General features: G+C 64.6%; 14 protein-coding genes. 7 read left to right on the top strand and 7 right to left on the bottom strand.

From position 1 onward, the window contains the following. Together M3P27_06210 and M3P27_06205 are read left to right on the top strand one after the other, a co-directional pair. On the top strand, positions 1 to 451 hold a 451-nt coding region (locus tag M3P27_06210), incomplete at its 5' end, for a hypothetical protein (GenBank protein ID MDP9267905.1). Further along, positions 444 to 1844: an amino acid permease gene (locus M3P27_06205; GenBank protein ID MDP9267904.1), complete on the top strand. Its 1401-nt coding sequence runs from the start codon at positions 444 to 446 to the stop codon at positions 1842 to 1844. The genes M3P27_06210 and M3P27_06205, both read left to right, overlap by 8 nt. Before the next feature lie 24 nt (positions 1845 to 1868). Here M3P27_06205 and glgA read toward each other — a convergent pair whose 3' ends face one another. After that, complete coding sequence (gene glgA, locus M3P27_06200; protein ID MDP9267903.1) at positions 1869 to 3326, bottom strand: glycogen synthase GlgA; 1458 nt, start codon at positions 3324 to 3326, stop codon at positions 1869 to 1871. Positions 3327 to 3439: 113 nt separating this feature from the next. Here glgA and rsmA point away from each other — a divergent pair, with 113 nt between their 5' ends. Then, the gene (gene rsmA / locus M3P27_06195; protein MDP9267902.1) at positions 3440 to 4336 is read left to right on the top strand and encodes a 16S rRNA (adenine(1518)-N(6)/adenine(1519)-N(6))-dimethyltransferase RsmA; all 897 of its coding nucleotides are present in this window, start codon (positions 3440 to 3442) and stop codon (positions 4334 to 4336) included. Positions 4337 to 4342: 6 nt separating this feature from the next. Next, positions 4343 to 5155, top strand: a complete 813-nt coding sequence (gene amrB, locus M3P27_06190) for an AmmeMemoRadiSam system protein B (protein MDP9267901.1) — start codon at positions 4343 to 4345, stop codon at positions 5153 to 5155. Between the two features lie 126 nt (positions 5156 to 5281). On the opposite strand, the gene M3P27_06185 is transcribed toward amrB, so the two are convergent. Together M3P27_06185 and M3P27_06180 are read right to left on the bottom strand one after the other, a co-directional pair. After that, entirely contained in the window at positions 5282 to 7108 is a 1827-nt protein-coding gene (locus tag M3P27_06185; protein MDP9267900.1) for a FecR family protein, read from the bottom strand. Positions 7109 to 7223: 115 nt separating this feature from the next. Continuing rightward, positions 7224 to 8012 carry a hypothetical protein gene (locus M3P27_06180; protein ID MDP9267899.1) on the bottom strand — a complete coding sequence of 263 codons (789 nt, stop codon included), beginning with the start codon at positions 8010 to 8012 and terminating at the stop codon, positions 7224 to 7226. A gap of 181 nt (positions 8013 to 8193) precedes the next feature. On the opposite strand from M3P27_06180, the gene M3P27_06175 reads away from it, so the two are divergent. Next, positions 8194 to 9615 (top strand): nucleotide sugar dehydrogenase, encoded by a 1422-nt coding sequence (locus tag M3P27_06175; protein ID MDP9267898.1) that lies wholly within the window; start codon positions 8194 to 8196, stop codon positions 9613 to 9615. A gap of 92 nt (positions 9616 to 9707) precedes the next feature. Here the strand turns inward: M3P27_06175 and M3P27_06170 are convergent, their stop codons facing one another. The 3 genes from M3P27_06170 to M3P27_06160 form a co-directional block, all read right to left on the bottom strand. Continuing rightward, positions 9708 to 10511: an alpha/beta hydrolase gene (locus M3P27_06170; GenBank protein ID MDP9267897.1), complete on the bottom strand. Its 804-nt coding sequence runs from the start codon at positions 10509 to 10511 to the stop codon at positions 9708 to 9710. A 71-nt stretch (positions 10512 to 10582) separates the two neighbouring features. Continuing rightward, the gene (locus M3P27_06165; GenBank protein MDP9267896.1) at positions 10583 to 10945 is read right to left on the bottom strand and encodes a PspC domain-containing protein; all 363 of its coding nucleotides are present in this window, start codon (positions 10943 to 10945) and stop codon (positions 10583 to 10585) included. A 109-nt stretch (positions 10946 to 11054) separates the two neighbouring features. Continuing rightward, complete coding sequence (locus tag M3P27_06160; protein MDP9267895.1) at positions 11055 to 12233, bottom strand: hypothetical protein; 1179 nt, start codon at positions 12231 to 12233, stop codon at positions 11055 to 11057. 174 nt (positions 12234 to 12407) lie between these two features. Between M3P27_06160 and M3P27_06155 the strand changes: the two genes are divergently transcribed. Both M3P27_06155 and M3P27_06150 read left to right on the top strand, forming a co-directional pair. Beyond that, entirely contained in the window at positions 12408 to 12617 is a 210-nt protein-coding gene (locus tag M3P27_06155) for a hypothetical protein (GenBank protein MDP9267894.1), read from the top strand. Positions 12618 to 12772: 155 nt separating this feature from the next. Beyond that, positions 12773 to 13243: a hypothetical protein gene (locus M3P27_06150; GenBank protein MDP9267893.1), complete on the top strand. Its 471-nt coding sequence runs from the start codon at positions 12773 to 12775 to the stop codon at positions 13241 to 13243. Between the two features lie 132 nt (positions 13244 to 13375). Here M3P27_06150 and thiD read toward each other — a convergent pair whose 3' ends face one another. Beyond that, positions 13376 to 14206: a bifunctional hydroxymethylpyrimidine kinase/phosphomethylpyrimidine kinase gene (thiD, locus tag M3P27_06145; GenBank protein ID MDP9267892.1), complete on the bottom strand. Its 831-nt coding sequence runs from the start codon at positions 14204 to 14206 to the stop codon at positions 13376 to 13378. Positions 14207 to 14579 lie beyond the last annotated feature (373 nt).

Here is a 14579-nt window from a genome sequence, read left to right as displayed (position 1 = left end):
CATCGTGGACTTCTACCTGCGCCTGCGGCCCGCTGCCGACGAACGCCGGCGCATGGTCGTCTCGCGCATCGCCACCGTCTTCTGGGCGCTCGTGCTGTTCGCGCTCGCCATGCTCTCGCGGCGCGGTGGACGCGTCGTCGAGGTCGGACTCTCCATCGCCTCGGTGGCCTACGGCTCGTTGCTTGGCGTCTTCTTGCTCGGCGTGCTCACGCGGCGCGCCAACGAGCGTGGCACCCTCGTTGGCATGGCGTGCGGCTTTGCTACCTCACTCTACGTCTGGCTCGCGACCAAGATCCCGTGGACGTGGTACGTGGTCATCGGGACCGCCGTCACCTTCACCGTCGGGTATATTGCCAGTCTGGCCTTCGGCGAGACTGACGCCGGGGCTACGTTGCAAGACGCGCAGCAAGACACGCAGCAAGCTCCGCCGCAAGGAGACGAGCTTGGCTAAAACGCCGGTATCGGCACCGCCGCGCGGCGAGCTATTGCGCGCGCTCGGCGTGAGCCACGCCACCGCCATCGTGGTCGGCACCATCATCGGCAGCGGCATCTTCCGCGTGCCGGGGACGATGATGCTCGCCGTCGGCTCGGCGAAATACGTCTACCTCGCGTGGCTGGTCGGCGGCATACTCTCGTTCTTCGGCGCGCTCACCTTCGCCGAACTCGGCGCCATGCGGCCGCAATCGGGCGGCGAGTATGTCTACATCCGCGACGCCTATGGCCCCCTCCCCGGCTTCCTGTATTGCTGGAGCTGGTTCGTGGTCGCCAAGCCGGCCTCCATCGCCACCGTCACCACCGGGCTGGCGGACGCGCTCAGCGCGCTGCCCTGGTTCCGCTTCCTCGCCGATCCCATTTTCACCTCTCCGTTCCCCGTGATGTGGTCGCAGCTCGTTGCTATCCTCGCCGCGGTCCTTATCTCCGGACTGAACTACATCGGAGTGAAGCGTGCGGGCACCTTCCAACTCGTATTCACCATCCTGAAGGTCGCGATGCTGGTGGGCATCGCCGTCGTCGGGTTCACCTACTCCGCCGGGACGTGGGCGAACTTCTCGACCACCTCGCCTGCGCGCGGCGGCTTTGCCGGATTCATGGTCGCGCTGGTCGCAGCGCTCTGGGCCTACGACGGATGGAACGACCTCAACATGGTCGGCGAAGAAGTAAAAGACCCCGGCAAGAGCATCCCCATCGCCCTCATCTCCGGCGTCGCCATCGTGGGCGTGCTCTACGTGCTGATGAACGCGGCCATCCAGTACGTGCTGCCCGCAATCGATATCGCGAAGTCGAAATCTCCGGCGGCCTCCATGATGCTGGTCGCGGTGGGCGCCGGCGGCGCAGCCGTGATCACCGCCGGCATCGCGCTCTCCATGCTCGTTACGCTCAACGGCACCATCATGAGCGGCGCGCGCATCCCCTTCGCCGCCGCGCGCGATGGCTACTTCTTCAAGACGCTCGCGCATGTTCATCCGCGCTTCCACACGCCGGGCGCGGCCATCGTGGTGCAGCTCATGTTGTCCGTTGCGCTGCTGCTCACCCCGGCGCGCTTCGTCGCTTTCCTCGGACTGGCCATCTTCGCGGAGTGGCTCTTCTACATGATCTCCACCAGCACCGTCTTCGTCTTCCGCAAGAAAGAGCCGGACGCGCCGCGTCCCTACAAGACCTGGGGATATCCCGTCGTACCAGCGCTGTTCATCGCCGCCGCGGCGGTGCTGCTGGTCTACACCTTTGCGGAGAACTTGCGGGAAGAGCCGGTGCTCACCTGGGTGTCGGTGGCCTTCCTGGCGGCGGGTGTGCCGGCGTTCTACTACTTCGCGGCCAAGAGAAAGGCCGGCGGGTCGCCGGCCTGATAACCCGAGCGCCTGCGTTGGCGGCTACGCCGCCGCCGACCTCGCCTGCTTCACCCGCTCGAATACCCGGACATACTCCTTCGCCGATGCGTCCCAAGAAAAGTCCTTCGCCATGCCGTTACGCATGAGCTGCGGCCAAGTGGCCTGGTCTTTGAACGCCGTCAGCGCCGTCTGGATGGTCTTCAGCAGCGCCTCGCCGGAATACTCCGAGAACTTGAAGCCGGTCCCCTTCTGCGTCTTCGCGTCCCAATTCTCGATGGTGTCGTCGAGCCCGCCGGTTGCGCGTACCACCGGCACGGTGCCGAACTTGAGCGAGTACATCTGGTTGAGGCCGCACGGTTCGTATTTCGACGGCATCAGAAACATGTCGGCCCCGGCCTCGATCTTGTGCGCGATGGTGTTGTCGTACGCCACCTTGATCAGGACCTTTGCGGGGAATTGTGCGTGCATCCGCTTGAACATCTCCTCATACTCCTTGTCGCCGGAGCCGAGGGCGCAGATGATCATCTCTTCGCGCGCGAGACGGTCCATGATCTGTGCGATCAGGTCAAAACCCTTCTGCGCCGCGAAGCGCGAGATGATCCCGATCACCGGCAGCTTGGTGGCGGTGTCAGCAGAGGCGTACTCGGTCAGCAGGTCCTGCTTGCAGATTTTCTTGCCGCCCAGGTCGGCGGCCGAGTATTTGGCCTTGATGAACTTGTCCCCCTCCGGCGACCACTCGTTGTAGTCCACGCCATTGAGGATGCCGGTGACGGTGGCCGCGCGCGCGCGCAGCACGCCCTCGAGGCCAAACCCGTACTCCGAGGTCTGGATCTCCTGCGAGTACTTCTTGCTGACCGTGGTGATGAAGTCGCTGAACACGAGCGCGCCCTTGAGGAAGTTCACCTTGCCGAAGAACTCGAGCTTGTCCATGGTAAGCAGGTCCCAGGGCAAGCCGAGGAGCGGCAGCGTGTCGGGCGGGAACAGGCCCTGGTAGCCCATGTTGTGGATGGTGAAGACCACGGGCACGCCGCGGAACGCAGGGTCATCGCCATACAGGGTGCGCAGCAGCACGGGGACGAGCGCCGACTGCCAATCGTGGCAGTGGAAGACGTCGGGCACGCCGATGATCTTCGAGGCCTCGAGCACTGCCCGCGAGTAAAGCGCGAAGCGCTCCGCGTTGTCGGGATAATCCCCGGCTGAGGTACCGTAGAGTGCGTCACGCTCGAAGAATGGCGGGTAGTCGATAAAGTAGAATCGGACGCCGTGTTGCGAGCCGCCGTCGAGCACCGAACAGAAGCGGTAGCGGTCGTCGAACGGTATGGTCAGGCTGGGGATCAACGTCTTCGGTGCGGCCAGCTTGGTCTGCTTGTACTTTGGCAGGAAGACGGTGACGTCATGGCCGAGCGAGGCGAGCGCCTGCGGCAGCGCGCCGACCACGTCGGCCAGGCCGCCAGTCTTCGAGAATGGGACACACTCGGATGCCGCGAAGGTGATCTTCATCGGAGAAACCTCCACACTGGACCAATGGAATCTGGGCCAACGAATTAATGACCCGAACCAACCGCCTGGGGGAACGCTGAAGTCTACTGCCCGTTCGAACGAGGGTCAATGTCATGGCTGCTGGAAATACGCCGGCTGGAAAAAAGACCGTTGCCAAGCCAAGCTCTAGTCGACCAGGCTCCACTCGACAAAAGCTGGGACAGCATTTCCTCATCGACCGGAGTGCGGCCGAAAGGATCGTCGCCGCGCTCGGGGACGTCTCGAAGAAGCAGGTCGTCGAGATCGGCCCGGGCAAGGGCATCCTCACTGACCTGCTGGTCCAGCGCGCCGCGCACGTTGCCGCCATCGAGCTCGACCGCGTGCTCGGGGCGCAGCTGCGCCTGCGCTACTCCGGCCGCAGCAATCTCGAGATCATCGAAGGCGACGTGCTCGGCATCGACTTCGCGCGCCTCGTCGGACGCGATTCCGGCACCGCCGGTGATACTCGCATCCACCGCGCGCCCAAGGCCCAAGTCATCGGCAACCTGCCTTACTACATCACCTCGCCCATCCTGATGCACCTGTTCGCGCAGCACCAGCACATCGAGCAGATCGTGATCATGGTGCAGCGCGAAGTCGCCGACCGCGTCGCCGCGCAGTCCGGCGGACGCGAGTACGGCCTGCTCTCCGCCGTCACGCAATTGTTTGCGAAGACGGAGAACCTCTTCACCCTGCCGCCTGGTGCCTTCTCACCGCAACCCAAGGTGCACTCCAGCGTGCTCCGGCTGACCATCGCGCCGCAGGTGGAGAAGCTGGGCGTGGATCCGGGCGCGTTCCAGGAGTTCCTCAAGCTGGCGTTCGCGCACAAGCGCAAAACGCTGCTCAACAACCTGAAGCCGCGTTACGGAGAGAAGGGCGACAAGGAGATACGCGCCGCCATCGCCGCCGCCAAGCTGCGTCCTGACGTGCGCGCCGAAGCGGTGGAGTTGGAGAAGATGGCGAAACTCTTCCGTGGACTCACTAAGGAATGAGTGCAAATGCCTGACGCCGAGCCAGTCCGTTCTCCCGCCGTCGCGGGAACCTTCTATCCCGCCGACGCCGCGATACTCCGCCGCGACGTCTCCACCTATTTGAAGAATGGGAATAAGTCGCGCGCGCTCGGCTCGGTCGTCCCGCACGCCGGCTATATGTACTCCGGACACGTTGCCGGCGCTGTCTACGCCCACCTCGAGCTGCCACGGCGTTTCGTCATTCTCTGCCCGAACCACACCGGCGCGGGCGAGCCGCTCGCCATCATGAGCGCCGGCGCGTGGGCCACGCCCCTGGGGACCGCGAAGATCGATAACGAACTGGCCGCAGGACTGAAGGCCGCTTTTCCCTATCTCGAAGAAGACGCGCAGGCGCACCGCACCGAGCATTCGCTCGAGGTGCAGCTTCCGTTCCTGCAAGTGCTCCTTCCCGATTTCAGTTTTGTGCCCATCTGCATCGGCGTCGGCCAGCTCGCCGTGTTGCAGGCACTCGGACAGGCGCTCGCCGCCGTCCTCGCAAAGCAAGACGGCATCATGGTCATCGCTTCCAGCGACATGAACCACTATGAGTCCGACGCCATCACGCGGGTGAAGGACGGCAAAGCCATCGACCGCATCCTCGCCCTCGATCCTGCGGGACTGCACGACACGGTGCGGCGCGAGCGCATCAGCATGTGCGGCTACGGCCCGACCGTCGCCATGCTCACTGCGACGAAGGCGCTGGGCGCGACCCAAGCTGAACTAGTGAAGTACGCGACCTCGGGCGATATCTCCGGCGATCGCGACGCGGTCGTGGGATATGCGGGGATCGTCGTGAGGTAGTGGGCGCCCCAGACAAGCAGATGGGTGCCCCACACCAGCCGGCTCTGCTTGGGTGGAGAGGAATGACGAAAAGAAAAGAGGCGCAGCGTCGCGCTGTGCCTCTTTAGTTCTTGGTTCTTGTCCGCTCTACTTCGGGTCTTTATGCGATGAAGACGAGCCTCGCGCCGGTGCTGCCGACGGACTGCTGCTCCGGCCGCTGGAACCCGAGCTCGGGCTCGCGCTCGAACTGCTGCGCGAGCTCCCTCCGCCTCCCGAACTCCCGCCACGGTAGCTGGAGGTTGGGGGTTGCGAAGGCGCAGACTGCGATGGGCGCGAAGGCGATGACTGCGATGGACCTGCCGGCGCCGACTGCGCCGGACGCGCCGGCATCGTGATCGTCGTCGTGGGCATCGTAGTCGCCGTATTCCCCGCCGGGCTCATAATCACGCCCTCTTCGGAGCGGGAACCGCGCACCGGTCTGGGCGGAGTGATGACTTGCTGCGTTGGCTTCGCCGGGCTCGTGCCGCCGCCGGTGGTCGCACTGCCTCCCGCCCCCGTGCTTCCTGTCGTTGTGGTCACGCTTGGCGTGCTTACGGTTGGCGCCACCGTTGTGGTCGAAGGTTCCGCAGTGTCGGCTGGCTGCCGGCGCATGCGCCCCGGCAGGCCAAGGTCCTGGCCGTGCACGCGGCGCAACGCTTCGACCACGGACTCCGTTCCCGGCGTCTGCGTTCCTGGCGTCTGCGTTCCCGGTGTCCCCAATCCCGGCGTCAGCACCGCCGGCGCCGGTGTGCCGCTACCGCTGCCGTCGGTAACAACGACCACGCGGCGCTTGCCACCGGGCCGCAGCCCATCGCCATCATTCTTGAAGCCCGGGCCGTGCCCGGTGAACGGCCCTTGTCCCACTACCACCACACGTCCGCCACCGCCGCCCGCGCCACCACCACGATGACCACCACCGCCGGTTGGCGGCGCGATCAGATGATAGTTGTGCGGCGGATTGTAGACCGCAGTACACCTGTTCCACCTGCGCCAGGAGTTACCCGGCTGCCACACCCAGCCGTATCCGCCGATGTAGACCCAACGCCCGTAGCGATATGGCATCCATCCCCACGCATATCCCGAGACCCAGGTGTAGCCGTACCCCGGATACCACACCCACGCGCCATCCGAGAACGGATCCCAGCTTGCGGAGTAGCCATAAGGACGCCACACATACCCATAGCCCGCCGCGTTGATGTAGCTACCGTAATAGTTCAGGTCGCTCACGCCGTAGCTGTAGCCGGAGGAATATCCGCGATACGAGCTCGAGGTCGCGACGTAGCGCTCGCGGTATTCATCGCGCTCGCGGTCCCAGGTGTCGTAGGAAAACGGTGTCACATTGCGGGCGAGGAAGTAGCGGCCCGGGTCTTGCGGATCGAGCGTGAGCGTCTCATCTTTCTTGATGCGGACCGCTTGCGCGCTGCCGATAAGCTCGACCTCGCCCTTGGTCACCGCGATCTCGGCGTTGCCGCGGCCGCCGCGGATGCGGAAGCGCGCGGACTTGGCCACCCGCACTTCCTGTCCGTTGACGACGACGCGGAAGTCGTCGTCGGAATCTTTTTTCACGTTGCAGTAAACGGTGCCGTCGCCCACTTCGAGCATGCTCACCTGGTGCTCGCCGCGCAACCCCAGTTCGCGGACGCGCAGCTCGCTCCCCGGCGTGAGCCGCACCGTGCCGCCCGATTCGAACTCGAGTTCCGCGAAACCGTCATCGCCGGTGACCACGCGCGATCCTTCCACGATCGGCATGTTGAGGAACGCGGTATCGAGACCGCCGGAGTCGGGACGGTCCATACGAACGTCGCCCTGGACAAAGCTCAGACGAACGATGCGCGCTTTGGAATAAACGTCGGCATCCACCTGCGCGACGGCGCCGGTAGCCAGCGCAAAGACCAGAGTCCCAAGAGCGAGGGCGTGCCCCAATCTCGGAAGCATATTGATTCTCCTAAGTCGCTGATAGCTGGGTCGCTGCTTGTTTAGATTCCGAATCATAGACCAGAGTTGCTGCTCCATCCTCTTTCTTCCTGGCCCTTCCCTGCCGCAAGGCAGCTCAGCGGCGAGCCCCTGAGGGGGCCGCGGCCGGCTGCGAGGCTGCCTGCACCTGGTCGAGCATCCGGTTCGCGCGCTCGCGCGCCACGTGCATCACCCCCGGGTCACCCGCCACCTGTCGCAGCACTGGAGCGATAGCCTGCAGTTCGCTGAGATAGTTGGCATGCGCCAGTTCTTCCATGCGCTTGAGCGTGGCTTCCAGCCCCAGCCGGTCGAAGCGGCGCTGATAGACCAGGCGGCGGGCGAAATTCTGGGTCAACGCGATGCTTTCACAAAGGTTGGTAAGCTCCTGCATCTGCTTGTTTTCTGACCAATTGAGCACCGCCTCGCCGTGCCGCATGCCGTCGTCATAGCGGAAGGTCTTCCGGCCGGTATCGGCGACCGTGTGCTTGCGAAACTCAAAATCGCCATGGAAGTAGTCGAGCCCCTGGGCCAGCGCGAAGATGCGGTCACGGGTCGCCGGCGAGACGTCGAACTGGCTGCGATAGGGCGGCGGCACGCTCGCACCTTCTTCTGCGTTCGCAGCTTCTGCCTTCGTCCCGGCTTGCTCGCCCCCCGCCGCGTCTTCGGCGGTGTATGTCGCATGGCCCAGCAGATCGATGGTCAGGGAGAAGCGTGCCGGGTCGCGATGGGCGGCTTCGGCGTCGACCGCGTAACTCACCGTCGCCGAAGTTAGATCAGGCGCGGGAGGCGGAGGTGGCGGGGCCGTCCGTCCGCCAGAGAGCTCCCGCTGCGCGAGGGCGGTGGAGGTCGCCAGCAGGAGAAGCATGGCCAGGACGCAGCGAGTCATTCCCAAAAGTATACCCGGCGATGCAAATCCTGCGGGTCGGCCTGCTCCGGCCTCGACGCGGTTGCACCGTCGTTTATCACTCACGGGCGTTGATCACTCGCCGCCGTTTATCACTCGATGACGTGAGTAGCACGCGCGAAGAGCAGGCGCTCGACGCATGCTAGAATCAAGGCTTCCAAGCATGTCCAAGCAGGCACAATCCGGCGTTCCGGCAGCGCCCTCGCGGTCACAGGGCTTGAGCTCGCAGCCTTTGGTTTCGAAGATCGAGGCGCGGAAGGCGCGCGTCGGCGTCATCGGCCTGGGCTACGTCGGCCTCCCGCTGGCGCTGCTCTTCAGTGAGGAAAAGTTCCCCGTCACTGGCTTTGACGTTGACGCTCGCAAGGTCGCGACCCTGGCCGAGGGTGGCTCGTACATCTATCGCATCCCGCCCACCGATATCCAGGCCGCGCGCACCCGCGGGTTTTCCGCCACCAACGATTACGCTCACATCGCGGAGATGGACGCCGTCGTGATCTGCGTCCCCACCCCGCTCAACGATATGCGCGAGCCCGACCTCAGCTACATCACCGCCACCGGGGAAGCCATCGCGTCTCACCTGCGCGCGGGACAGCTTATCGTGCTCGAGAGCACTACCTACCCCGGCACCACGGAAGAGATCCTGGTCCCTATCCTCGAAAAAAATCCTTCCGGCCTGCGCGCCGCGCGCAACGGGGGTACGGATGGGGACACGGGTGGGGGTGCGGATCGAGGTGCGGATAATGGCGTGTTCTATGTGGCCTTCTCGCCCGAGCGCGAGGATCCGGGCAACGACACCGTCGCCCGTCGCGACATCCCGAAAGTAGTCGGCGGGCTCGACGCGCGCGCCAGCGAAGTGGCGGCCGCGCTCTATCGCTCCATCTTCAACACCGTGGTGCCGGTCTCGAGCCCCGCAGCGGCGGAGATGACCAAGCTGCTCGAGAACATCTATCGCTGCGTGAACATCGCGCTGGTCAACGAGCTCAAGCTGCTTTCGCTCCGCATGGGCATCGATATCTGGGAGGTCATCGAAGCGGCCAGGACCAAGCCCTTCGGCTTCCAGGCCTTCTATCCCGGCCCCGGCCTCGGCGGACACTGCATCCCGGTCGACCCTTTCTATCTTTCCTGGAAGGCCAAGCAGTGGGACTTCCACACGCGCTTCATCGAGTTGGCCGGCGAGATCAACACCGCCATGCCCTATCACGTGGTCGCGGCGGTGGCGAAAGCCCTGAACCAGCACAGGAAGGCGGTGAACGGCGCGAAGGTCTTGATCCTCGGCGTCGCCTACAAGCGCGACATCGACGACCTGCGCGAATCGCCGGCACTCGCCATCATCGAGCTGCTGCAGAAGGAAGGCGCCGAGGTCAGCTACAACGACCCCTACTTCCCTTTCGTCGGACGCGGGCGCAAGTACGACCTGCAGATGAAGTGCGTGCCGCTCGACCAGCTCGAGCAATATGATTGCGTCGTCATCGTCACCGACCACAGCGACTATGATTACGCGCGCATCGTGCGCGAGTCGCAACTCGTCGTCGATACGCGCAACGCCACGAAGGGATTGCAGTCAGCAAAAGTCGTCCGTTGTTGAACTTCGTTTAGGCGGGTCGCTTAGCGCAAACCGTAGGGTAGAGACAGCATTCTGCCGTCTCTTTATCTTTTGCGGGCGTGACCGGATGGCGCCTACTGCCAGCGCGGCAGCGCGTCCAGAAAAGTCCGCAGCTCTTTCCCCACAAACTCGGGCTGCTCGAAGGGTGAGAAGTGTCCGGCTCCGGGGACCTTCACCAGCTTGCTGCCGGCGATCCCCTGGTGGATCTGCTCGGCGTCGGCGGGCGGAGTGAGCGTGTCCTCTTCGCCCACCATCACCAGCGTGGGCACAGTGATGGTCTTCAGCGTCGGCACCGAGTCAGGACGCTCCGCCATACCCAGCTGCAGCGCCGTCACGCCGGCGACCGTGCTCTCATTCAGGATCGCCATGGCGGCGCGCACCACGTCGGGACGGTGCTTGCGCGTCGTTTCACCGAGGAGCTTGGGCGCCATGCCGGCAACGAACGCCGCCGGGCCATGCAACTGCACTTCCGTGGTGGATTTCAGCCGGGCCGCGCGTCCTTCCGGCGTGTCTGCGGTGGCGCGGGTATCCGAGAAGACCAGCCCGGCAACGCGAGCGGCGTGGCGCCGCCAGAACTCGAACAGGACATAACCGCCGATGGAGACGCCCACCAAGACTGCCTTGTTCACTCCCGCGGCGGCGCACAGACGGTCGACGTCGGCTGCGTGCTTCGCCATCGTCGCCGGACCCTCGCCTGCGGTCGACTCCCCTGACCCGCGCAAGTCGGGCATGAGCACGCGATAACCCTGCGCGAGCTGCGGCAGCACCGGCTGCCAGAATCTGTGGTTGGCGGGAAACGGATGCAGCAGCACCAGCGGCGGCCCGCTGCCCCGCTCTTCCGCGAAGATGATGGCGTCGCCGCTGGTGACGTTCAGCATTCTTTGGTCTGTCAGTTGGCCGCCTATCGACTAGCCGCCATGTATCAGCCGCCCAGCCGCCTGGCAGCCCGTCAGTTCGAAGTCGCCTGCGGACCCATCCCCGGACCTGCGCTCGAAGACCCATCGCTCGGCACCGCCACGACGACCGTGTCCCCGGTCCGCAACGGCTCTTCCGGCATCACGATCCACAGGATGATGTAGGCGAGCAGCATCGGCGCCGGTGGCACCAGCGTGAACACCACCCAGAGCACGCGCACCAGGGTGACGTCGAGATCGAAGTATTCGGCCAGTCCGGCGCACACGCCCGCGACCTTGCGATCGGTGCGCGAGCGCAGCAATTGCTTGCGCGCCGCGACCGCCCCTACGCGCCGGCCGCAATAGGCGCAGAGGTCGGCGTCATCCTGGATGACCTTGCCACAATAGTTGCAGTACATAAGACGGTTCCCTCCCGGATTGTAATACGCAGGGGCCGCGCCAAAGTTCGTTTTAAATGTTCCCCGTTTTTTCCGCGGTTCGTTCCAACCAAGTTCGTTCCGAAGTTCGCTAGTAATGGAACGGCGTTTTCAGGTAGTTGCGCGCGAGCTGTGCGTTGTCGCTCAGCGCATCGTCGGTGATGGCAGCCTGGTAGTCGCGCGTGGCCCGCTCCCGCTGGTTGGTGACGTCGGCCATCTGCCCGGCATAAAGATGCGCCCGCTGGCGCAGGTCAGAGTCGGCGCGCGGATAGTCGGGAACCTGCTCGTAGACGTCGGCCGCCTCGGCGTACTGCCGTTGTCCCTTGAGCGCTTCGCCCAGCGAGAACAGCGGCACCTCGAGATGCGGGTCGGGATACTTCCCCTTCTTCCCCGCATCGATCACCTGGCGCAGCGAGAGGATGGCCTCGCGGCCCTGTCCGCCGGCATTGAGCACGTTGCCTTCCTCCACGGCGAAGAGGAAATTCCGCGGATGATCCACGATCAGCGAGCGCGCGACCGCCAGCGCCTCGTCGAAGCGCTGCTCGCGCCGCAGGAAGAGGCAGAGGGCAACGCGGGCGTCGGCGCTGGTCTCGCCCTTGGCCGCGGCCGCTTCGTAGAGATATCGCATCCCCTTGCTCTTGCTGCCGCTCAAGCCCACCAGCGAGACGGCCACCTTCACCGCGAAGGGCAGGCTGCCGCCTATGTAGTTGTGCACTCCCACCGCCGTCTTGGCGTCGGCAAAACCAGGGTCGAGCTCGAGCACCCGTTCGTGATCGCGGCGCGCCGCCACCGCGCTGCGCAGCGCCGCGAACCACGCTTTATCCACCAACGCGGCGTAGGTGGCGCGCAGCCCGAGCGCCACGCCGCGGGCGTACAACGCTTCCGTATCGTTGGGGTTCGCGCTCAGCCGCTTTTGCGCGGCCCCCAGCGCAGCCTCCATCACCTCGCGGATCTGCTTCTGTTGGTCTTCGCCGATCTTCACTTGCTTCTTGCCGAGAAAACTGTTGCCGGCGTATTGCGCGGTCTCGAGCGCGCCCGCGCGATACAGCTCGCGGAACAGCAAAGTGTTGAGCACATGGTTCAGCGCGACCGGGTCCTCCGGATGCGCCTGGCGCACCTTCTCGAAATCCGCCAGCGCGCGCTCGTATTCCAGGCTGTAGTAATGCTCGAACCCGGAGCGCGTCAGCGCGTCGTTTGCCAGCGCGATGCGCGGGGCGTTCGTTTCGGAGGGGGCCGCCTTGACCGTACCTCCCCCGCCGTTAATGAGCACGCCAACAAGCAAATACAGTAGAAGGAGTCTCGGAAAACCACGCACGACCGGGGGGCGGTAAGGTCTCATGTCGAGGAAGTATTGGGAGTTTACCCGATACTCGCCAGCCTCCCAAGCAGGTACAACTCCGCTACCCCAGAAAGCGGACCACGCATGCCACTCACCACTCGATCTGTGAAAGAGTCTTACACGGAAGTTGAAGCCGCCGCTGCCTTGGGCATCACCCTCGAGCGCCTCCGGGGGCTGCTCGACCAGAACCTGTTCAACGATGGCATGCCGCGGCCCCATGAGATCACTCTGCGACCCTCGGATCTGGTGCTGCTCAGCTTCTGGAACAAGACGGCGCCCAACTCTAAGGTCGTCCGGATGCCGCGCCGCAGCTAGCCTCCCTTTCCCCTCGAAAGCGTAAATATTTCCTGCCTCGCCGCAGGTCCCGCCTCGAATCTTGCCCGTAAACCATTCAGGGGACGGCCTTAAGCCATCCCGCCGGTTTTGGCTTCCCAGTTGCCCCTACTATTGTTACCATTGGGGAGGCTTGTATGCCAGACGTAGTAGCTCGTAACCTCGCTTCCGACCCGCGCCGCATCGAACGAGAAGCTCGCGAAGACCAGTATTGGAGCGCCTCGGCCTCGCTCGACCGCCGTCCCGCAACCGCCGCGTCAGAGACCGAAATGTGCCCCCGTTGTGGCACCGAGTTCATCATCGGCTCGCGCTTCTGTTATGCCTGCGGCTGCGACCGCGACCTGCCCGGCAAGCTGCGCCGCGGGCGCATGGGCTGGCTCGACTTCAACCGCCTGCACCAGCGGCTGGGGATGGGACCGGCGGCCCTGGTGGCCTTCATCGCCGGCGCCGTTTGCCTGCTCGCCGCCGCGTTGACCGGCGTGATGTACACCGCCACCACCATGATCGACTGGCAAGCCGTGCAGCTCTGGCGCATGCAGTGGCTGTTGGCGGCCGTCGCCGCGTTCGTCGCGGGTATCCTGCTGAAGCGGCCCGCGAAGCCGGAGTAGACGCCGGGGCCGCCGAAATAGCCGCCACACCTCAGGCTTCAGTTCAATAGCAAGGGCCGCCATTGATGGCGGCTCTTTTTTGTGACATCTAGTCCTAAGTCACAGGCTGAAGACCAAAGACTGAAGCCGGCCTTAATGCGTCTTGTCCAGCGCGTCCTGCGCCTGGCGCGGCTGGTCGTCCATCCGGAAGAGGTGGTTCACCGGACCGGCGCCCTTGCCCACGCTCTGTGCGCGCGCGATGGCGTTGGTCACGTAGGCCTTGGCCATCACGACCGCGTCGTCGAGGTCGCGCCCGCCGGCGAGATGGCAGGCCAACGCAGTCGCGAAGGCGCAGCCCGTCCCGTGGGTCGAGGTCGAATTCACCTTCTCCAAGGTGAACTCTTCCACCTTGCCGCCGGCCGTGCTGAGCACGTCCACCGGCTTGTCGAGGTGTCCGCCGGTCACGACCACGTTTTTCGCTCCCAGCTGGTGCAGCGCGGCGGCCGCGGCCTTCATCTGCTCCACGTTGGTCACGGACATGCCCGCGAGCGTGGCGGCTTCGTCGATGTTGGGCGTGATCACGGTCGCGAGCGGCAGCAGTTCTTTGCGCATCTTCTCGATGCCCGCCTTATCGAGCAGCGGAGCGCCTGAGGTCGCGCGGATCGCGGGATCGAGCACCACGTTCGGGATCTTGTGCGCCTTGAGGAACTCGACCACCGCGGCCACGCCGTCGGCGGAGGCCAGCATGCCGATGCGCACGCCGGAGAACGTGAAGTCAGCAGCCAGTTCCTTGAGCGTGTCGCGGATGAGCTTGCCGGCCACCGGCTCCGCCCGGCGCACCCCTTGGGTAGACTGCACCGTCAGCCCGGTAATGCAAGCGACGCCATAACAGCCGTGCGCGGCGATGGTCTTGATGTCAGCCGTGACCCCCGCGCCCGACGATGGGTCGAAGCCTGCGATGGAGAGGATGATCAGTGGCGGCATGGTTTGCGAAGTACGGAATGCGAACTACGGAATGCGAATGTAACGGAAACCGGTGGCGAGTGCTAGTGCTAGCCGCGAGCTTTTTTGCGCCACGCCCTTGAAGCCCACGGTAGAGACGGGGCTTGCCCCGTCTCCCGCCGCAGGCCCTCTTCCGTCCAGCCCCCGGGCAACCCATCCAACCCGACCAGAGGAAAAGCAGCTAACCCTCCTGTCTTGTGGATGAAAGCAGTCCCCCTCCCCTTTTCATTCCGTCCCAAGACCGGACGCTAACTGGTAGTGTGGTAAGCACGCAACACCGCTGAATCTCGCTTCAGGAATAAGACTTGACTTGTTGTGCTTTATTTTCATAGAATTACGTTACTAAGTGGGAGGG

This window comes from Acidobacteriota bacterium, from assembly GCA_030774055.1.
Taxonomy (GTDB): domain Bacteria; phylum Acidobacteriota; class Terriglobia; order Terriglobales; family Acidobacteriaceae; genus JACPNR01.
This window is presented reverse-complemented; position numbering and strand designations above follow the sequence as displayed.

Bases quoted from the DNA above. Each gene is read 5' to 3' on its own strand.
- glgA (MDP9267903.1), bottom strand. From the start codon at position 3,326: ATGAAGATCACCTTCGCGGCATCCGAGTGTGTCCCATTCTCGAAGACT.
- rsmA (MDP9267902.1), top strand. From the start codon at position 3,440: ATGGCTGCTGGAAATACGCCGGCTGGAAAAAAGACCGTTGCCAAGCCA.
- amrB (MDP9267901.1), top strand. From the start codon at position 4,343: ATGCCTGACGCCGAGCCAGTCCGTTCTCCCGCCGTCGCGGGAACCTTC.
- M3P27_06185 (MDP9267900.1), bottom strand. From the start codon at position 7,108: ATGCTTCCGAGATTGGGGCACGCCCTCGCTCTTGGGACTCTGGTCTTT.
- M3P27_06180 (MDP9267899.1), bottom strand. From the start codon at position 8,012: ATGACTCGCTGCGTCCTGGCCATGCTTCTCCTGCTGGCGACCTCCACC.
- M3P27_06175 (MDP9267898.1), top strand. From the start codon at position 8,194: ATGTCCAAGCAGGCACAATCCGGCGTTCCGGCAGCGCCCTCGCGGTCA.
- M3P27_06170 (MDP9267897.1), bottom strand. From the start codon at position 10,511: ATGCTGAACGTCACCAGCGGCGACGCCATCATCTTCGCGGAAGAGCGG.
- M3P27_06165 (MDP9267896.1), bottom strand. From the start codon at position 10,945: ATGTACTGCAACTATTGTGGCAAGGTCATCCAGGATGACGCCGACCTC.
- M3P27_06150 (MDP9267893.1), top strand. From the start codon at position 12,773: ATGCCAGACGTAGTAGCTCGTAACCTCGCTTCCGACCCGCGCCGCATC.
- thiD (MDP9267892.1), bottom strand. From the start codon at position 14,206: ATGCCGCCACTGATCATCCTCTCCATCGCAGGCTTCGACCCATCGTCG.